This is a genomic window from Caldimonas hydrothermalis, from assembly GCF_056746695.1.
In genome coordinates, this window is sequence record NZ_JBWQXA010000003.1 from 49,891 (window position 1) to 67,001 (window position 17,111).

Sequence of the window (17,111 nt, forward strand, 5' to 3'; positions counted from 1 at the left end):
CAGCCGAGCCCCCTCACGAACAAGAGAAGGAGTCCCTCATGTCCCGCTTCATCCGTGCCATAGCGCTGACCGTGTCGCTGTCCATGGGCGCCGTGGCCCTCGCGCAACCGGGTCAGCTCACGTTGATCACGACCGAGCAGATCGCGCAGGAGGGCGGGCTGGTGGCCCGCTCGGCGGCGGGCGAGGCTTCGCGCGAGCGCCTGGCCGCCGAGCTCGACCGGCCCGAACTGCAGGCCAAGCTGCAGGAATGGGGCGTGAGCCCCGAGCAGGCCCGTGCCCGTGTGCAGGCCCTGACCGACGAGGAGGCCCAGCGTCTGGTGGCCCGGATCGACCAGGCCCCTGCCGGTGCCGGCGACGTGCTGGGCGCGATCATCTTCATCTTCGTGCTGCTGCTGGTCACCGACATCCTGGGTCTGACCAAGGTCTTCCCCTTCACCCGTTCGGTGCGTTGATCGCCGGGGTGTCGCGCCGCGGCTGGCTGGCCGGCACGGCCGCGGCCGTCCTCGGTCTGGGCGGCTGCGCCACCCAGACCGCTGCATTGCGCGCAGGTGCCGTGACCGGCCTGCCCCGTCGCACCGAACTCGAGCACATTCCCTATTTCCCCCAGGCCGGGCCCGACCTGTGTGGCCCCGAAACCCTGGCCACGGTGCTGCAGGCCCAGGGCTTCGCACAGACCCCGACCGACTTGGTGCCCCTGGTTTATCTGCCGGGCCGTCGCGGCTCGCTGCAGGTCGAGATGCTGGCCGCAGCCCGGCGCTGCGGTGCGGTGGCGGTGCGGCTGCCGCCGACGCTGCAGGCCCTGTGCGAGGAGATCGCGGCCGGCCATCCGGTGCTGGTGTTGCAGAACCTCGGCCTGAGCCTGGCGCCGGCGTGGCACTATGCCGTGGCCGTTGGCTACGACTTGGACGACGGCTGGATGATCCTGCGCTCGGGCCGGGAGCGTCGCCAGCATCTGGCCCTGCGCACCTTCGAACACACCTGGGCGCGCTCGGAGCACTGGGCCTTCGTGGCCCTGGCCCCGGGCCGCCTGCCCCGCACCGCCACCGAGGACGACATGGCCCGTGCTCTGGTGGCTTTCGAGCGGGTGGCGCCGCCTGAGAGGGCCGTACAGGCCTACGAGGCCGCGCGCGCGCGCTGGAGCGACAACCTCACGATCGCCATGGGCCTGGGCAACAGCCTGTACGCCGCGGGCCGCAAGGCCGAGGCGGCGCAGGCCTTCGAGGCCGCTGCGCGAGCCCATGCCAGCGCCGCCGCCTGGGTGAACCTGGGCCTGGTGGCGCTCGATCTGGGCCAGCGCGAGCGGGCGCTGGCTGCAGCACGCGAAGCCCTGAGCCTGGGCGGCCCTTGGGCCGATCGGGCCCGGGCCCTGGTCGAGCGTGTAGAGTCGCAGCCCTGACCCTGGAGATTTGCGCATGAAAACCGTCTACGCCATCGTCGGCGCCGCCCTGATCGTGCTGGGCGGGGTCGTGCTGTTCCGCGGCCTGTTCTTCACCCAGAACGAGACGGTCTTTCAGGTGGGCAACCTCAAGGCCGAGGTGCGCAAGGAAGAGCGCATCCCCTCGTGGGCCGGCGGGGTGGCGATCGCGGCCGGCCTGGTGCTGGTGGTGATGGGCTTGCGCAAGTGAGCCGGCGGGGCTTCAGAACCGCTCGTGAGGCCCCAGGTAGCGCCACTGGCCCGGCGGCAGCGCGCCCAGCACCACGCGGCCGATGCGGATGCGCTTGAGCCCCACGACCTTCAGCCCCACCAGCTCGCACATGCGCCGGATCTGGCGCTTGCGGCCTTCGCGCAGCACGAAGCGCAACTGATGCTCGTTCTGCCAGCTCACCTGGGCAGGTCTTAGCGCATGGCCGTCGAGGCTGAGCCCGTGGCGCAGCAGGGCCAGCTGGTCGGGCGGTAAGGTCCGCGACGGCGGACCGGCGTGCGCAGCCTGCGGGTGCTCCACACGCACCAGGTACTCCTTTTCCACGGCGGAGTCTTCGCCGATCAGGTGACGCGCGATGCGGCCGTCCTGCGTGAGCACGAGCAGGCCCGTCGAGTCGATGTCGAGCCTTCCAGCGGGCGCCAGCTTGCGCAGGTGATGTCGGCCCAAGCGCAGCGGGCTTGGATCCTGGCTCCAGTGGTTTTCGGGTGTGATGAGCACCACGGCGGGTTCGTATCCGTCTTCGGCCTGGCCGCTCACATAGCCGATCGGCTTGTTCAGCAAGATGGTGACGCGCTGTTCCTGTTCGTGTCGAGCGGCCGGATCCACCTCGATGCGCTGGTGCGGCAGCACACGCGCGCCCAGGGTGTCGACCACCTGGCCGTCCACGCGCACCCAGCCGCGTTCGATCCACAGGTCGGCCTCGCGACGCGAGGCCAGGCCCAGCTCACTCATGCGCTTGGACAGGCGCTCGCCCGGCTGCACTGCCGCCGGGGCTGTGGTCGGCCCGGGCGCGGGCGCGACGGCCGGCGCGGCCGGGGCCGCAGCAGGCAAGGCGCGCGAGCGCGGGGCCGATCCGGCGCCGCGCACCGGCGGGCGGGTGCGCCGGCGGGGCGGTTCAGCGGGCGAGGACGACGGGCGGCGAGGCAGCGACAGCTTGGAGCGGGATGTCATGGCGGGAAGGCGGTTCCAGCCGCGATTGGACCACGTCCGGCGCTCGCCCCAGCCCGAAGAGCTCGCGCAGCGCTGCGCGATAGTCGTCCCGGCCGATGGCGCTGGTGTTGTGGTGGCTGCCGCCATCCACCAGCAGCCAGCGCTTGGGCTCGGGCGCACGCTCGTAGAGCTGGCGGCCCAGCTCGGGGCGGATGAAGCGGTCGGCACTGCCGTGGGCCACCAGCACCGGGGCCTTCACGCGGGCGATGTGCTCGGCCGCCTCGAAGCGTTGGGTGATCAGCGGCCCCACCGGCAACCAGCCCCAGCGGAAGGTACTCACCACGTCGCGGATGGAGGGAAAGCTCGCCTCCACGATCAGGCCGGCGGCATCGTCCACCTGCGAAGCCAGGTGGGTGGCAATCGCACCCCCCAGCGAATGGCCGTAGATGAAGCGGCGCGCGTTGGGGTGCTGGGCGGCCAGCCAGTCCCAGGCGGCGCGGGCGTCCTCGTAGGCCAGGCGTTCGGAAGGCAGATCGCCAGAGCTCTGCCCGAAGCCGCGATAGTCGATGCCCAGCACCGCAAAGCCCAGGTCGTGCATGCGGCGCATGCGCGGGGCGCTGCTGCGCACGTCCCAGCGGGCACCGTGCAGGTAGAGCAGCACGGGCGCATCGGGCCGGTCCTGGGGCAGCCACAGGGCGTACAGCCGGGCCCGCTCGGCTTGTAAGCGCGAGTCGAACTCGATCCACCGCTCGTCCATGCCCTGCGCCGCGTCGGCAGCACCCCGCCAGGTTTCGCTGCTGGGCTGGAAGATCCAGCGGCGCTGCTGGGTGTCGAGCACCGCACAGCCGGCCAGCAAGGCCGAGCCAGTGAGGACGACGAGAAGAAACCGAAGCGCGAGTCGCAGGCTGATCATGGGCATCACGGACCCCGTCAGCCCCGTCAAAGTTCAACGCCCGCGCAGAAAGAGTGCGTCGAGCTCGCGCAGCGTGAGCTGTCGCCAGGTCGGGCGGCCGTGGTTGCACTGGTCGGCACGCTCGGTGCGTTCCATGTCGCGCAGCAAGGCGTTCATCTCGTCCAGCGTGAGGCGCCGGTTGGCGCGCACGGCGCCGTGGCAGGCCATGGTGGCCAGCAGCTCGTGCTGGGCCCGTTCGATGACATTGCTGGCGTCGTACTGGGCCAGCTCGGCCAGCACGCTGCGGGCCAGCTCCACCACGTTCGCATCGGCCAGGGCCGTGGGGCGCGAACGCACGGCCAGCGTGGTGGGCGACAGCGGCGTGATCTCCAGCCCGAGCGTGAGCAGGGCCTCGTGACAGGCTTCGGCCGTGGCCACTTCCTGCGGCGTGGCCGCGAAAGTGGCCGGGATCAGCAGCGGCTGCGACTCGATGCGCCGGCCCTGCAGGTGCTGCTTGAGGCGCTCGTAGACGATGCGCTCATGCGCCGCATGCATGTCCACGATCACCAGGCCCTGGGCGTTCTCGGCCAGCACGTAGATGCCACCCACCTGGGCGATGGCCCGGCCCAGCGGCCAGTCCTCGGGATCCCAGGCGTGCGGGGCAGGGGCGGGAGCCGCGGCCGCGGCCGGGCGGGGCCAGGCGGGCGGCGCCTCCTGCGCGAACAGCAGGGCCGCTTGCTGCAGGCCCAGGCTGGGCTGCGCCTGCGCAGGCGGGCTCCAGCGCGGTGCCGACGACTGCTCCGAAGGGCCCGTGCCCACCGGGCCCGGCCCGACGGGCACCTGCGGTGTCGTACCCGCCCGGGGCAGGGCCAGTGCATCCTCGACCGCATGGCGCACGGCCTGGTGCACCTCGCGCGAGTCGCGAAAGCGCACTTCGATCTTGGTGGGGTGCACGTTCACGTCCACCCGCTCCGGGGCGATGTCGAGGAAGAGCACGTAGCTGGGCTGGCGCGAACCATGCAGCACGTCCTCATAGGCCGAGCGCACGCCGTGGGCGATCAGCTTGTCGCGCACGTAGCGGCCGTTGACATAGCAGTACTGCAGGTCCGAGCGCGAGCGTGCCGCATCGGGCAGGCCGGCGCGTCCGAAGATGCGCAGCGGGCCGAAGCGGGCGTCCACCGCGCGGCTTTGCGCGATGAAGTCCTCGCCCAGCACGTCGCGCAGCCGCTGCTCCCCGCTGCCGCGGCGCCACTGGGCCACCAGCTTGCCTTCATGCCAGACGGCAAAGCCCACGTCCGGGCGCGCCAGGGCATGGCGGCGCACGGCTTCCAGGCAATGCGCCAGCTCCGTGGCTTCGGTCTTGAGGAATTTGCGGCGCGCCGGCGTGTTGAAAAAGAGCTCGCGCACCTCCACGCTGGTGCCCACGCCGCGTGCGGCCGGGCTCAGTTCGCCCGAGCGGGCGTCCAGCCGGTGGGCGTGGGTGGCCTCGGGCGGCCGGCTGCACAGGGCCACCTCGGCCACCGAGGCAATCGCCGCCAGCGCCTCACCCCGAAAGCCCATGGTCTGCACCTGCTCCAGTTCGGCCAGCGAGGCGATCTTGCTGGTGGCATGGCGGCGCAGCGCCAGCGGCATCTCGTCGGCCGGCATGCCCTGGCCGTCGTCTTCGACGACGATGGCGCGCACGCCCCCGCCCACCAGCTTCACCGTCACCTCCGAGGCGCCGGCATCCAAGGCGTTGTCCACCAGCTCGCGCACCACCGAGGCCGGGCGTTCGACCACCTCGCCTGCGGCGATCTGGCTGATCAGCTCGTCGGGCAGTTCGCGGATGGGCCGGCGCGGGGGGAGGCGGGGAGCATTCATTCACGGGGATTGTAGGAGGGCGCCCCATCCGCCGTGGCCCCGGCAGGGATAATCGCGGCCCATGGAACTGATCACCTTCCTGATCGACTTCATCCTGAACGTCGACGAGCATCTGGCCCGCTTCGTGGCCACCTACGGGACCTGGGTGTATGCCCTGCTGTTCGCCATCGTCTTCGTCGAGACCGGGTTGGTGATCATGCCCTTCCTGCCCGGCGATTCCCTGCTGTTCGTGGTGGGCACGATGTGTGGGGCAGGGCTGATGGACATCCGGCTGTCCATCGGGTTGCTGCTGGTGGCCGCGATCGCCGGCGACCAGGTCAACTACACCCTCGGCCGCTACTGCGGGCCCAAGGTGTTCCAATGGGAGCAGTCGCGCTTGTTCAACAAGCGCGCCTTCAACCAGGCGCACGAGTTCTATGAGCGCTACGGCGGCATCACCATCATCCTGGCGCGCTTCCTGCCCTTCGTGCGCACCTTCGCTCCCTTCGTGGCCGGCGTGGCCGAGATGAACCGTGCGAAGTTCACGCTCTACAACGTGGTGGGGGCCGTCCTGTGGGTGGTCGGCATCACGCTGGCCGGGTACTTCTTCGGCAACCTGAGTTTTGTCCAGAACAACCTGGAAAAGATCATCTGGGCGCTGATCATCGTGCCGGGGTTGATCGCCATCTACGGGGCGTGGAAGACGCGGCGGGCGGCGCGCTAAGGTGCGGTGCAATGTTGAATCCAACACGACGCTTCGTGCGCCACGCGTCGGATGCCCACGCGGGATGGGCGACAATCCCCCACCGCCGCGCTTGAGCCGAGGCATTCCCCCGTGAAATCGTATCGCTGCTTGCTAGTGTTGATCCTCGGCTGGACAGCCGCTGCAGTTCACGCCGTGCAGTGGTCTGCCTCGCCCGAAAGGACCACCCGGTTGGTGGTGCGGTTGGAGGAGGACGTCCAGGCCCAACGCCAAGTGAGCCCGCTTGGGCCGACTGAACGCATGGACCGAGCCCGTGAAAGGATTCGTGGGCTGTCGCAGAAGGCCGGCGTTGCGCTGACCCTGAAACATCCGTTGGGCGATGGTTCCTTCGTGGTCGAGATGCCTCAGCCCAAGACGGTGCGCGAAGCGCAGGCCCTCGCGCAGGTTCTGGCCGGCCAGCCCGGGGTGGAATCGGTCGGCGTGGACGTCTGGGTGCGCCGGCAGGCCTTCATCCCCAACGACCTGCACTTTCCCGAGCAGTGGGCCCTTCAGCCGGCGAGCCAGGGTGTGATCGGCAGCGCCCGTTTCAGCGACGCCTGGGATGTCGGCGGCGCGGCGTTCATTGGATCCCCGTCGGTCATCGTGGCGCTCATCGATACCGGGCGTGTGCGTCATGCCGATCTCGAAGCCAACGAGATCGATGGCCATGACTTCGTGTCGGCTGGGACCATCGCAGGCGTCGAGGTGGCTGGAGATGGCGACGGCCGGGACCCCGACCCTTCGGACCCTGGGGACTATTGCGAGCCTGACAACGCGGACTCTTCTTGGCACGGCTTGAAGATGGCCAGCATTCTGGCGGCCGTGACGCACAACCTCCAAGGCATCGCCGGTGCAGCGCCGGGAGTGAGGGTGCAACACATTCGGGCCTTGGGTCGCTGCGGGGGCTGGCTCAGCGATGTCGCCGACGCTTTGCGTTGGGCTGTGGGGGCCCCCGTGGCCGGTGTGCCGGTCAACCCCAGTGCCGCTCAGGTGAAGGTGATCAACATGAGCCTGGGCTCCCTCCCCGGGCTGGACTGCAACAGCAGTGCCTACGGCTATATCCGCGATGCCGTGCGCGCGGCGCAGTCCGCAGGGGCTGTGGTCGTGGCGGCAGCGGGCAATGAGGGACAGTCCTCTGTGGGACTGCCTGCAGGATGTGACGGTGTGATAGCGGTCGGCGCGCACACTTCACGGGGGGCATTGGCGGGCTACTCGAACCGCTCTTCGAAGGTGATGCTGACCGCGCCTGGCGGTGGGTGTCCGATCGACGGACTCACCCCTTGCGATACGGTGCCCATCGTCTCGCTGGGCAACACCGGCACACGGCAACCTCAGGCCAATCTATGGCGCGATGTCACGGGGGGCACATCGGCGGCGACTCCTTTCGTGTCGGCCGCAGCCGCTTTGATGATGTCGCTGGACGGCGGCTTGACGCCTGTTCAAGTACGCACCATCCTGGCCGAGACGGCGCGCCCGCACCCTGCGGGCAGTTACTGCGCCAACAACCCCGGCATGTGCGGCACGGGCATGCTCGACGCCGAGGCGGCTGTGCTGCGTGTGCGCGATGGCCCCATCCCTGGCGGTTCCGGCCGCTCCGGCGGCGGTGCGCTGGCCTGGGGTTGGCTGGCGCTGCTCGCCCTGGCCGCCTGGCGTGCACGCCGGCTTCACACTTGCCGATTGCGCGCCAGCGGCGGGTTCTTCTCGAAGTAGCGGCGGATGCCGTTCATCAACGCTTCGGCCAGTTGGTCCTGGTAAGCGGCCGATCTGAGCTTTTGCTCTTCCTCCCGGTTGGAGATGAAGGCCGTCTCCACCAGGATGGACGGAATGTCCGGCGCTTTGAGCACGGCGAAACCGGCCTGCTCGACCCGAGGCTTGTGCAGCCGGCCCACCTTGCCGATGTGTCCCAGCACCGCGCTGCCCAGCTTGAGGCTGTCGTTGATCTGGGCCGTCGTGGACATGTCCATCAGCGCACGCAGCACCTGCGCATCGTTGTGCTTCACGTTCACGCCGCCCACGATGTCGGCGGCGTTTTCCTTGTTGGCCAGCCAACGCGCCGCCTCGCTGGTGGCTCCGCGCTCGGACAGCGCATAGACCGAGGCCCCCCGTGCATTGGGGTTGGTGAAGGCATCGGCATGGATCGAGATGAACAGGTCGGCCTGTACGCGCCGGGCCTTCTCGACACGCTGGCGCAGGGGCACGAAGAAGTCGGCATCTCGCGTCATCATCGCGCGCATGTTCGGCTCGGCATTGATGCGGTCGCGCAGTCGCCGGGCGATGGCGAGCACGACGTCTTTCTCGCGCGTGCCCGCAGGGCCGATCGCGCCCGGATCCTCGCCGCCGTGGCCCGGGTCCAGGGCCACGATGATCAGACGGTTCATGCGGCCCCGGGCCGTGCCGTCGAGCTCGCTGCGACGGGTCACCGGCGCATTCGGCGCCGGCAGGGGCGGTGCGGCCGCCACGGGCGGGCTCGTGGCGCTCGCCGCGCCGCCACGGCCCCCGATGCGGTCGATGAACTCCCCCAGGGCATCGTCCAGCGCGGCCTGGGCACGGCGTTCGGCCTCCTCCTTCTCGCGGATCAGGGCCATCAGCGGGTCGATCGGTATGGTGGGGTACAGGTCGAAGACCAGCCGGTGCTGATAGTCGGCCACCGGCGCAAGAGTGAACACCTGCGGCTCCACGGGCTGCTTGAGGTCGATCACCAGGCGCACGACGCGCGGCTGGTTCTGCCCCACCCGCACGCCGGCGATATAGGGGTCGTCGGCGCGCACCTTGCCGACGATCTCGCGCAGCGTGGGGCTGAGTTCGAGCCCGTCGATGTCCACCACCAGCCGATCGGGCTGACTGGTGACGAAATGACGCGCCTGCAAGGGTGTGTCGCTTTCCAGCGTGACGCGGGTGTAGTCGGGGGCGGGCCACACGCGCACGGCGACGATGGCCGCACCGAAGGCGATGTCGCTGGCGCCCAGCAGCAGCACGAGGCCGCCGGTGCGATGGAGGAAGTGCCGCCGCTTCATCCGAGCAGCGCGGCCCCGCGGGGGGTGTAGGCGGTGATCATGACCTCGCGTTGGTCGTCGTCGCCCGGCTGGAGTTCCATCCGCCAGTCGGGCACCGGCAACAGGCCGGCGGCGCGGTCGGGCCATTCCACGAGCTTGAGTCCCGGGCCAGTAAGGATGTCGCGCAAGCCGGCATCCTCCCACTCACGCGGGTCGCTGAAGCGGTAGAGGTCGAAGTGCCAGGCCTGCAGGTCCGGCAGCGTGTAGGGCTCCATCACGGCGTAGGTGGGGCTCTTGATGCGGCCCGTGGCCCCGAGCGCGCGCAGCAGGTGCCTCACGAAGGTGGTCTTGCCGGCCCCCAGTGGACCATGCAGTTCGATGAAGGCGTCATGCAGTTCGCTGCGCCGTGCCAGCGCACGCGCGAAGTCCTCGCAGGCCGATTCATCCGGCCAATGGAGGGAGGAGCTTCCTAGAATCGTGGAATGCATCAAGACCGTGCCGTCGACCCCACCGCATTGCTGGTGCAACTGCGCCACTGGGCCCATGGGTTGGGATTTTCCCAGATCGGGGTGGCCGGTGTCGATCTGAGCAGTGCCGAACCCGGCCTGCGTGCCTGGCTGGAGGCGGGCTTCCACGGTGAGATGCACTACATGGCCGCCCATGGCATGAAGCGTGCGCGGCCCGCCGAGCTCGTGCCCGGCACGGTGAGCGTGATCACGGCTCGCATGGACTACCTGCCCCAAAGCCTGCCCGAAGGCTGGCAGACCGTGGAATGGGAGCGTCTGCACCGGGCCCCGGCGCAGGCCGGCGTCTCGCTCTATGCGCGCGGCCGCGACTATCACAAGGTGTTGCGCAGCCGGCTGCAGGCCCTGGCCGAGCGGCTCGCGCAGGCGATCGGGCCGTTCGGCCATCGGGTCTTCACCGATTCGGCCCCGGTGCTCGAGGTCGAGCTGGCCGTGCGCAGCGGCCTGGGCTGGCGGGGCAAGCACACGTTGTTGCTCTCGCGCGAGGCAGGTTCGATGTTCTTTCTCGGCGAGATCTACGTGGACCTGGCCCTGCCCCCGACACCGTCCACCACGGCCCACTGCGGGTCGTGCCAGGCCTGCATCGGCGTGTGCCCCACGCAGGCGATCGTCGGGCCCTACCGGCTCGATGCCAGGCGCTGCATCTCCTACCTCACGATCGAGCATCCGGGGCCGATTCCCGTTGAGCTGCGCCGCGCCATGGGCAACCGCATCTACGGCTGTGACGACTGCCAGCTGGTGTGCCCCTGGAACCGGTATGCGCAACGCGCGGTCCTGCCTGACTTCGATGCGCGTTCCGTGTGGGCGCAGGCCACGCTGGTGGACCTGTTCGCCTGGGACGAGGCCCGGTTTCTGAAGGCCACCGAAGGCAGCCCGATCCGGCGGATCGGGCACGAGCGCTGGTTGCGCAACCTGGCCGTTGCGCTGGGCAATGCCTGGCGGGAGACGGGCGATCCCGCCGTGCGTCAGGCCTTGCAGGATCGCCGCGAGGCGGCCAGCCCGCTGGTGCGGGAACACATCGACTGGGCGCTGGCGCAGCGGGCCGGGTGATGGCGGTCAGCCCTGCATCCATCGCAGGGCGGCCAGCCACACCGGGATCGATGCCATGCCCAGCAGCGTGGAGACGGTAACCAGGCCGGCCACGTAGCTGCCGTTGCCGCCCATGCGCACGGCCAGCACGTAGGCGCTGGAGGCCGTGGGCATCGCGGCGAAGGCGACCACCACGGGTTGCTGGGCCGCCGGTACGCCCAGCAGGTGCACCAGCGCGAGCGCGACCACCGGCAGCCCCACATGCCGGATGCCCAGCAGTCCGGCGGCCAGGCCCGGGCCGGCCCACAGGCCGCCGAGCTTGAGCCCGGCACCAACGGCCATCAGCCCCAGGGGCAGGGCAGCCTGGCCGATGCGCTGCACCGTCGAGGCCAGAGGATCCGCCAGACGCACACCGAGGAGGTTGGCGAGCAGACCGCCCACGGTGGCGACGATGAGCGGGTTGCGCACGATCTCGCGCCAAAAGCCATGGCCGCCATGCCGGGCCAGCGGGTACACCGCAGCGAAGTTGCACAAGGGCACGGCCAGCGCCACCAGCAGCGCCGTCCAGGTCACGCCCGCGGGGCCGGCCAGCTTGTCGGCCAGTGCCAGTGCGACATAAGAGTTGAAGCGGAAGGCCACCTGGGCGCCCGAGGCATGCAGCCGGGGATCCACCCCAGGCAGCCGTCGCAGCGCATAGGCGCCGGCAACGCCCATCCCCACGATCCCGAGGCCGGCCGCGGCCAGCGGCAGCGTGGTCTGGAACTCCAGGGGGCTGCGGACGATGGAGTTGAACAGCAGCACCGGGAACAGCAGGTAGTAGACGAGCCGTTCGACGGCTTCCCACACCCCCCGGTCGAGCGACGTGTGGCGACACAGCAGAAAGCCGCAAACGATGAGCAGGCATTCGGGCAGCAGCAGCGAGACGTCGGACATGGCGCAGGCAATGGGCAGGCGGTGTCGAGTGTGCCAGCGCAGCAGGCCGTGTCCGGGCCAACCCGATGCGTAGTTCCCACAATCGCCGACGCAGGCCTGTCGCACAGGATTGGCGGCGGCTCCACGGTGCCCGTATCATCAGGCGCCTTGCCGGATACCATCCGTCCTATCGTCCCACACAAGGAGACCTCCATGCAGCGCCGACACCTGATCGCCGCCCTCGCTTTGCCCGCCGCACTTGCCTTCAGTGGGGCGGCCTGGAGCCAAGCCTATCCTGCCAAGCCCGTGCGACTCATCGTGCCCTTTGCGCCCGGGGGCACCACCGACATCATCGCCCGCATCATTGCCGAGAAGATCCAGGGCCCGCTGGGCCAGCAGATGGTGGTGGACAACCGCGGCGGCGGTGGCGGCCTGATCGGCGCGGCCGAGATCGTGCGCGCCCAGCCCGACGGCTACACCTTGGGCATGGCCACGGTGTCGACCACTGCGTCCAACCCGGCCATCAATCCCAAGACGCCGTACAACCCGCTGACCGATTTCACGTCCATCATCAACATCGCGGCCACGCCCAACGTGATCGCCTTGCATCCGTCCTTCCCTGCCAAGGACTACAAGACCTTCTTGCAGGTGCTCAAGGCCAACCCCGGCAAGTACAGCTATTCGAGCTCGGGCACCGGTGGCATTGGCCATCTGCAGATGGAGTTGTTCAAGTCGCTGTCGGGCACCTTCATCACGCACATTCCCTACCGTGGGGCGGGTCCGGCACTCAACGACACCGTGGCCGGTCAAGTGCCGATGATCTTCGACAACCTGCCCTCGGCGCTGCCCTTCATCAAGGACGGCCGCCTGGTTCCCATCGTCGTGGCCGCCCCTGAGCGCCTGTCGGTGCTGCCGAACGTGCCCACCTTCAAGGAAGTCGGTCTGGAGCCGGTCAACCGCATGGCCTACTACGGCATCCACGGGCCCAAGGGGCTGCCCAAGGAGGTGGTCGACAAGATCAATGCCGCCGTGCGCCAGACGCTGCAGGATCCGGACGTGCGCCGCCGCATCGAGGCCACCGGTTCGATCATCGTGGGCAACACGCCCGAGCAGTTCGCCGCCCAGACCAAGGCCGAGTTCGAGGTCTACAAGCAGGTGGTGGACAAGCAAAAGCTCAAGCTCGATTGAGCCGGTCCCGCGCTTGCCCTGACGAACGGCCGTCGCCTCCGGGCGGCGGCCTTTGTCCATGTCTGCACTGACCGAGAGCCTGGCCAGCATCGACCGCTTCGCCGATGCGCTGTGGGTGGAGGAGGGTCTGTCGGCCCATACGCTGGCGGCCTACCGCCGAGACCTCAGGCTGTATGCGCGCTGGCTCGACGGCCAGGTCGGCAAGGCCTTGGATGCCACCACCGAGACCGACCTGCGCGCCTATGCCGTGTACCGTGCGCAGACCAAGGCCAGCACGGCCAACCGGCAACTCACGGTCTTTCGCCGCTATTTTCGCTGGGCCCTGCGCGAGCGGCTCGTCCAGGCCGACCCCACCTTGCGCCTGGAGGCGGCCCGCCAACCCCTGCGCGTGCCCAAGACTTTGAGCGAAGCCCAGGTCGAGGCCCTGCTGGGCGCACCTGACACGCAGACGCCGCTGGGTCTGCGCGATCGCACGATGCTGGAGCTGATGTATGCCAGCGGCCTGCGCGTGAGCGAACTGGTCACGCTCAAGACCGTGCATGTCGGGCTGGACGAAGGCGTGTTGCGGGTGCTGGGCAAGGGCGCGCGCGAGCGCCTGGTGCCCTTCGGCGAGGAGGCCCACGCCTGGCTGCGGCGTTACCTGGCCGAATCGCGGCCGCTCATCCTGGGCGGCCGCGCCGCGCGGGACCTGTTCGTCACCCAGCGGGGTGAGGGCATGACACGCCAGATGTTCTGGACGCTGGTGAAAAAGCATGCGCGCACGGCGGGCATCACCCAGCCACTGTCCCCTCACACACTGCGCCATGCCTTTGCCACCCACCTGCTCAACCATGGGGCCGATTTGCGCGCCGTGCAGATGCTGCTGGGGCATGCGGACATCTCGACGACGCAGATCTACACCCACGTGGCACGGGAGCGCCTGCGCCAGCTGCATGCGCAGCACCATCCAAGGGGATGAAAAAAGCCGGCCCGCAGGCCGGCTTTTGCGATCAGGCCGAAGCGCGATCAGAAGTTGTGGCGCAGGCCCAGGGCGAAGGAGCTGAAGTCGCCACCGTAGACGGCAGCCGAGCCGTCGTTGAGCTTGGTGTAGAAGGCGTACAGCTTCGTGCGCTTGCTCAGGTTGTAGTTGTAGCCCAGGGTGTACTGGGTGGCATCGCTGTCGTTGGCGTTGTCGTATTCGCCGGCGCGGCCCACGTTCAGATGGAATTCCGAAGCGCCCATCGCATACATGCCGGACAGGCGGACATTGGTGCGCTTGCCCAGGCCGGTGCCGAAGCCGTCTTCGTCACGCTGCACATAGCCGCCGAAGGTGAAGTCGCCCAGGCTGTACAAGGCGCGCACGGCGAATTGATTCTGGTCGCCCAGCTTGGAGTAGCCGGCGCCCAGTTGCAGCGGCCCCATGGCGTAATTGGCGGCCAGATCGTAGCTGTGGTCGGCCTGCGTTTCCTTCAGCGACATGGCCGCCTCCAGCGTCAGACCGCCCAGATCGGGGGTGCGGTAGGCGATCTTGTTGGTGTCGCGGGTCACGTAGGCATACAGGGCATCGGCCGAGGTGCCCGTGTCGTGGTTGTGCATGCTCACGTAATCGGCCGTGGCGAAATAGGCTTCGCTGGTGTAGCGGCCCAGGCGCAGCATGCCAAAGCCGCCGGACAGGTTCAGTTCGCTTTGACGGGCCCAGAACTCGGGTTGGGTTTGAGCGCCGGTGTCGGCGTTCAAGCCATGCTCGAGCACGAAGCCGGCCTTCAGGCCGCCGCCCAGGTCCTCGGTGCCGCGAAAGCCGATGCGCGAGGCATTGTTCTGCATCACAGTGGTGGAGGTGCCGCCGGCCTTCTGGCGCTCGATGGAGACGTTCATACGGCCGTAGATGTTGACGCTGCTTTGGGCCAGGGCCGAGCCCGCGCTCAGTGCGGCCAGGGCCGCCAGGGCGACTTGGAGCTTTTTCATGGAGTTCCTTGTGAGGGGAAAACGGGTGATGAGAAATCAGGGTTGCCATCATCGATGGGCAGCCCTTGTCATGAACCTGTCATTTTAGGAAGTCTGTGCCCCGGCTTGCTTCAGATCTGAGAGAGATGACGCGGCGGCGCAACAGATCCGGCCTCGCGCACAATCGCGGCCCATGGACCACAACTTTCTCTCTGCTCTGATCCTGCTGCTGCTGGTGCTCGACCCCTTCGGCAGTCTGCCGATCTTCATTTCGGTGCTGCGCGGCGTGCCGCCCGAGCGCCGCACCCGGGTGGCTGTGCGCGAAGTGCTCATCGCTTTCGTCGTGCTGCTGGGCTTCATGTTTGCCGGTGGCGCCTTCCTGGAGCTGATGCATTTGTCCGAACGCTCCCTGGAGGTGGCCGGGGGGGTGATCCTGCTGATCATCGCGATCCGCATGATCTTCGCGTCCGGGGGCGAGATCTACGCGGCTGGCACCGGGCGTGAGCCTTTCATCTTCCCGCTGGCCGTGCCCTTGCTGGCCGGGCCCTCGGCGATGGCCACGGTGCTGCTGCTGGCCTCGCGCCAGCCCGAGCGGCTGTTGGAATGGGTGGGGGCGCTGTCCACGGCCATGCTTGTGTGCGGGGCGGTGCTGCTGGCGGCCGACCGGCTGCGCCGGCTCTTGGGCGATTCGATGGTCTCGGCCATCGAGAAGCTCATGGGTCTGGTGCTGACGGCCATTGCCGTCGAGATGATCCTCGCGGGCCTGAAGCGCTATTTCTTCGGGTGAGGGCGACACCGGCGGAGCCGGCGCCGCCGGATCCGCGGTGTCTGCGGGAGGCGCGGTCTATCGGCCGCGCAGATGCTCGGGGGCTTCCAGGCGTTTGGCCAGCAGCGAGAGCGTCAGCGTGAGGATGAGGTACATCGCCGAGATCGCGAGGTAGGGCTCCCAGTAGCGCGAGTAGGCGCCGGCCACGGTGCGTGCGGCCAGTGCCAGCTCGGCCAGGCCGATCGCCGAGACGAGCGAGGAGTCCTTGATCAGGGTGATGCCCTCGTTCACGAAGGCCGGCACCATGCGACGGAAGGCCTGGGGCAGCACCACGTTGCGCATGGCCTGGCCGTGGGTGAGGCCCAGGCTGTAGGCCGCCTGCACCTGTCCACGGTGGATGCTCTGGATGCCCGCCCGGAAGATTTCCGAGATGTACGCGGCGGCGTTCAGCGTGAGGGCCAGCGCCCCCGAGAAGAAGGCGCCGTGCTCCTGGCGGAAGCTGATGGCGGCCGGCCCCGTGAGCAGCAGGCCGTGGTCCGGGTGCACCAACGTGGGCATCAGCGCGAAATGCACCAGCAGGATCTGCACGAACAGCGGCGTGCCGCGGAAGAAGGTCACGTAGGCGAGCGTGAGCCCACGGGCCGCGACCATCCCGACGCGCAGCGGCCAGGCCTTGGGCGCCGGCGCATCGGCCGAGCTGCTGATGAGCCCCAGCCCCACGCCCAGCAGCATGCCCGCACCGATGGCCACCAGCGTGAGCTGGATGGTCATCCACAGGCCGGTGGCGAACAGCGGGCCATAGCCCGCCAGGATTTCCCAGCGCAGGTCCATGCGGGCTCAGGCGCTCACTTGGAGGCGGCCGGTGCCGCCGCCGGTGCGCCGAAGTACTTGGCGTAGATGCGGTCGTAGGTGCCATCGGCTCGGATGGCGGCCAGACCTTCATTGAGCTTGGCCAGCAACTCGGTGTTGCCCTTGCGCACGGCGATGCCGTACTGCTCGGGCGCGAAGGAGCTGTCGCTCACGGTCTTGAAAGCCGCCGAGCTGTTGTTGGCCACATAGTGGTTGATCACGCCGTTGTCGGCCACCACGGCATCCACGCCGCCCGACTCGAGCTCCTTGAGCGCCAGCGGGGTGGACTCGAAGCGGCGCACGTTGGCGTTGTCCTTGCCCAGCAATTGGGTGACGACCTCGTCGCCGGTGGTCCCGGTCTGCACCCCGACCTTCAGGGTCTTGAGGTCTTCGAACTTGGTCACGGGGCTGTCCTGGCGCACGGCGATGAGCTGCACCGCGTCGAAGTAGGGCGCGGTGAAGTCCATGGACTGGCGACGCTCGTCGGTGATCGTGATGGCCGACACCAGCAGGTCGCGGTCGCCCTGGTTCAGCGAGTTGAAGATGCCTTCCCAGGGGGTGTTGACGAATTTCACCTCCATGCCGGCCTTGGCCGCGATAGCGCTGACGATCTCGATGTCAAAGCCGACGATCTCGCCGCGTTCGTTCTGCGACTCGAACGGGGCATAGGCGGCATCGGTGCCCACGACATACACCTTGGCGGGAGCAGCGGCCGGTGCGGCCGCGGGGGCGGCCGGTTCCTGCTTGCCGCAGGCGGCCAACCACAGGCCGGCAGCGATCAGGCCGGCGACTTTCAGGAAACGACGGGTGTTCAGCGAAGTCATGAGGTCCTCGAAAGGAAAAACGGTTGCGGGCGCCGCCCCTGCGGCGCCAACGTAGGG

At 68.8% G+C, this 17,111-nt stretch carries 18 protein-coding genes; 9 read left to right on the forward strand and 9 right to left on the reverse strand.

Annotated features, from left to right (window positions below; all coding sequences use genetic code 11):
• The first annotated feature begins 38 nt into the window (after positions 1–38).
• From AC1ECW_RS05245 to AC1ECW_RS05255, 3 genes are read left to right on the forward strand one after another with little or no spacing between them, the layout of a single operon-like run.
• Entirely contained in the window at positions 39–452 is a 414-nt protein-coding gene (locus AC1ECW_RS05245) for a PA2779 family protein (RefSeq protein WP_409706517.1), read from the forward strand.
• Positions 449–1,396, forward strand: coding sequence for a PA2778 family cysteine peptidase (locus tag AC1ECW_RS05250; protein WP_409706514.1), 948 nt, complete (start codon positions 449–451; stop codon positions 1,394–1,396). The genes AC1ECW_RS05245 and AC1ECW_RS05250 overlap by 4 nt, the downstream gene beginning before the upstream one ends.
• A 16-nt stretch (positions 1,397–1,412) precedes the next feature.
• Complete coding sequence (locus AC1ECW_RS05255) at positions 1,413–1,625, forward strand: hypothetical protein (RefSeq protein ID WP_409706511.1); 213 nt, start codon at positions 1,413–1,415, stop codon at positions 1,623–1,625.
• Between the two features lie 12 nt (positions 1,626–1,637).
• Here AC1ECW_RS05255 and AC1ECW_RS05260 read toward each other — a convergent pair whose 3' ends face one another.
• Genes AC1ECW_RS05260 through mutL form a run of 3 tightly spaced genes read right to left on the reverse strand, consistent with a single transcriptional unit; the run spans position 1,638 to position 5,325 of the window.
• Entirely contained in the window at positions 1,638–2,594 is a 957-nt protein-coding gene (locus AC1ECW_RS05260; protein ID WP_409706508.1) for a pseudouridine synthase, read from the reverse strand.
• Positions 2,539–3,492 carry an alpha/beta hydrolase gene (locus AC1ECW_RS05265; protein ID WP_481201352.1) on the reverse strand — a complete coding sequence of 318 codons (954 nt, stop codon included), beginning with the start codon at positions 3,490–3,492 and terminating at the stop codon, positions 2,539–2,541. The genes AC1ECW_RS05260 and AC1ECW_RS05265 overlap by 56 nt, the downstream gene beginning before the upstream one ends.
• A gap of 27 nt (positions 3,493–3,519) precedes the next feature.
• Complete coding sequence (gene mutL, locus AC1ECW_RS05270) at positions 3,520–5,325, reverse strand: DNA mismatch repair endonuclease MutL (protein WP_481201353.1); 1,806 nt, start codon at positions 5,323–5,325, stop codon at positions 3,520–3,522.
• A 61-nt stretch (positions 5,326–5,386) separates the two neighbouring features.
• Here mutL and AC1ECW_RS05275 point away from each other — a divergent pair, with 61 nt between their 5' ends.
• Together AC1ECW_RS05275 and AC1ECW_RS05280 are read left to right on the forward strand one after the other, a co-directional pair.
• Positions 5,387–6,028, forward strand: a complete 642-nt coding sequence (locus tag AC1ECW_RS05275) for a DedA family protein (protein WP_409704914.1) — start codon at positions 5,387–5,389, stop codon at positions 6,026–6,028.
• 279 nt (positions 6,029–6,307) lie between these two features.
• On the forward strand, positions 6,308–7,756 hold the full coding sequence (locus tag AC1ECW_RS05280) for a S8 family serine peptidase (protein ID WP_409704916.1): 1,449 nt from the start codon (positions 6,308–6,310) through the stop codon (positions 7,754–7,756).
• Here the strand turns inward: AC1ECW_RS05280 and AC1ECW_RS05285 are convergent.
• Entirely contained in the window at positions 7,711–9,060 is a 1,350-nt protein-coding gene (locus AC1ECW_RS05285; RefSeq protein WP_481201354.1) for an N-acetylmuramoyl-L-alanine amidase, read from the reverse strand. The genes AC1ECW_RS05280 and AC1ECW_RS05285 overlap by 46 nt on opposite strands.
• On the reverse strand, positions 9,057–9,527 hold the full coding sequence (gene tsaE / locus AC1ECW_RS05290; RefSeq protein WP_409704922.1) for a tRNA (adenosine(37)-N6)-threonylcarbamoyltransferase complex ATPase subunit type 1 TsaE: 471 nt from the start codon (positions 9,525–9,527) through the stop codon (positions 9,057–9,059). Before tsaE ends, AC1ECW_RS05285 begins: the two co-directional genes overlap by 4 nt.
• Here tsaE and queG point away from each other — a divergent pair.
• Positions 9,522–10,613 (forward strand): tRNA epoxyqueuosine(34) reductase QueG, encoded by a 1,092-nt coding sequence (queG, locus tag AC1ECW_RS05295; RefSeq protein WP_409704924.1) that lies wholly within the window; start codon positions 9,522–9,524, stop codon positions 10,611–10,613. The genes tsaE and queG overlap by 6 nt on opposite strands.
• 6 nt (positions 10,614–10,619) lie before the next feature.
• Here the strand turns inward: queG and AC1ECW_RS05300 are convergent, their stop codons facing one another.
• Positions 10,620–11,525 (reverse strand): AEC family transporter, encoded by a 906-nt coding sequence (locus AC1ECW_RS05300; RefSeq protein ID WP_409704926.1) that lies wholly within the window; start codon positions 11,523–11,525, stop codon positions 10,620–10,622.
• Positions 11,526–11,717: 192 nt separating this feature from the next.
• Here AC1ECW_RS05300 and AC1ECW_RS05305 point away from each other — a divergent pair, with 192 nt between their 5' ends.
• Both AC1ECW_RS05305 and xerD read left to right on the forward strand, forming a co-directional pair.
• On the forward strand, positions 11,718–12,692 hold the full coding sequence (locus AC1ECW_RS05305) for a tripartite tricarboxylate transporter substrate binding protein BugE (protein WP_409704928.1): 975 nt from the start codon (positions 11,718–11,720) through the stop codon (positions 12,690–12,692).
• 58 nt (positions 12,693–12,750) lie between these two features.
• Complete coding sequence (gene xerD / locus AC1ECW_RS05310) at positions 12,751–13,650, forward strand: site-specific tyrosine recombinase XerD (RefSeq protein WP_409704930.1); 900 nt, start codon at positions 12,751–12,753, stop codon at positions 13,648–13,650.
• Positions 13,651–13,697: 47 nt separating this feature from the next.
• On the opposite strand, the gene AC1ECW_RS05315 is transcribed toward xerD, so the two are convergent.
• The gene (locus AC1ECW_RS05315) at positions 13,698–14,636 is read right to left on the reverse strand and encodes a porin (RefSeq protein WP_409704932.1); all 939 of its coding nucleotides are present in this window, start codon (positions 14,634–14,636) and stop codon (positions 13,698–13,700) included.
• Between the two features lie 172 nt (positions 14,637–14,808).
• On the opposite strand from AC1ECW_RS05315, the gene AC1ECW_RS05320 reads away from it, so the two are divergent.
• On the forward strand, positions 14,809–15,402 hold the full coding sequence (locus tag AC1ECW_RS05320) for a MarC family protein (protein ID WP_409704934.1): 594 nt from the start codon (positions 14,809–14,811) through the stop codon (positions 15,400–15,402).
• 57 nt (positions 15,403–15,459) lie between these two features.
• Here AC1ECW_RS05320 and AC1ECW_RS05325 read toward each other — a convergent pair whose 3' ends face one another.
• Together AC1ECW_RS05325 and AC1ECW_RS05330 are read right to left on the reverse strand one after the other, a co-directional pair.
• On the reverse strand, positions 15,460–16,212 hold the full coding sequence (locus AC1ECW_RS05325) for an amino acid ABC transporter permease (RefSeq protein ID WP_409704936.1): 753 nt from the start codon (positions 16,210–16,212) through the stop codon (positions 15,460–15,462).
• A 14-nt stretch (positions 16,213–16,226) separates the two neighbouring features.
• Positions 16,227–17,054: a basic amino acid ABC transporter substrate-binding protein gene (locus AC1ECW_RS05330; protein ID WP_409704938.1), complete on the reverse strand. Its 828-nt coding sequence runs from the start codon at positions 17,052–17,054 to the stop codon at positions 16,227–16,229.
• Between the last annotated feature and the right edge of the window lie 57 nt (positions 17,055–17,111).

Bases quoted from the DNA above. Each gene is read 5' to 3' on its own strand.
- AC1ECW_RS05245 (WP_409706517.1), top strand. From the start codon at position 39: ATGTCCCGCTTCATCCGTGCCATAGCGCTGACCGTGTCGCTGTCCATG.
- AC1ECW_RS05255 (WP_409706511.1), top strand. From the start codon at position 1,413: ATGAAAACCGTCTACGCCATCGTCGGCGCCGCCCTGATCGTGCTGGGC.
- AC1ECW_RS05260 (WP_409706508.1), bottom strand. From the start codon at position 2,594: ATGACATCCCGCTCCAAGCTGTCGCTGCCTCGCCGCCCGTCGTCCTCG.
- AC1ECW_RS05265 (WP_481201352.1), bottom strand. From the start codon at position 3,492: ATGCCCATGATCAGCCTGCGACTCGCGCTTCGGTTTCTTCTCGTCGTC.
- mutL (WP_481201353.1), bottom strand. From the start codon at position 5,325: ATGAATGCTCCCCGCCTCCCCCCGCGCCGGCCCATCCGCGAACTGCCC.
- AC1ECW_RS05275 (WP_409704914.1), top strand. From the start codon at position 5,387: ATGGAACTGATCACCTTCCTGATCGACTTCATCCTGAACGTCGACGAG.
- AC1ECW_RS05280 (WP_409704916.1), top strand. From the start codon at position 6,308: ATGGACCGAGCCCGTGAAAGGATTCGTGGGCTGTCGCAGAAGGCCGGC.
- AC1ECW_RS05285 (WP_481201354.1), bottom strand. From the start codon at position 9,060: ATGAAGCGGCGGCACTTCCTCCATCGCACCGGCGGCCTCGTGCTGCTG.
- queG (WP_409704924.1), top strand. From the start codon at position 9,522: ATGCATCAAGACCGTGCCGTCGACCCCACCGCATTGCTGGTGCAACTG.
- tsaE (WP_409704922.1), bottom strand. From the start codon at position 9,527: ATGCATTCCACGATTCTAGGAAGCTCCTCCCTCCATTGGCCGGATGAA.
- AC1ECW_RS05300 (WP_409704926.1), bottom strand. From the start codon at position 11,525: ATGTCCGACGTCTCGCTGCTGCTGCCCGAATGCCTGCTCATCGTTTGC.
- AC1ECW_RS05305 (WP_409704928.1), top strand. From the start codon at position 11,718: ATGCAGCGCCGACACCTGATCGCCGCCCTCGCTTTGCCCGCCGCACTT.
- xerD (WP_409704930.1), top strand. From the start codon at position 12,751: ATGTCTGCACTGACCGAGAGCCTGGCCAGCATCGACCGCTTCGCCGAT.
- AC1ECW_RS05315 (WP_409704932.1), bottom strand. From the start codon at position 14,636: ATGAAAAAGCTCCAAGTCGCCCTGGCGGCCCTGGCCGCACTGAGCGCG.
- AC1ECW_RS05320 (WP_409704934.1), top strand. From the start codon at position 14,809: ATGGACCACAACTTTCTCTCTGCTCTGATCCTGCTGCTGCTGGTGCTC.
- AC1ECW_RS05325 (WP_409704936.1), bottom strand. From the start codon at position 16,212: ATGGACCTGCGCTGGGAAATCCTGGCGGGCTATGGCCCGCTGTTCGCC.
- AC1ECW_RS05330 (WP_409704938.1), bottom strand. From the start codon at position 17,054: ATGACTTCGCTGAACACCCGTCGTTTCCTGAAAGTCGCCGGCCTGATC.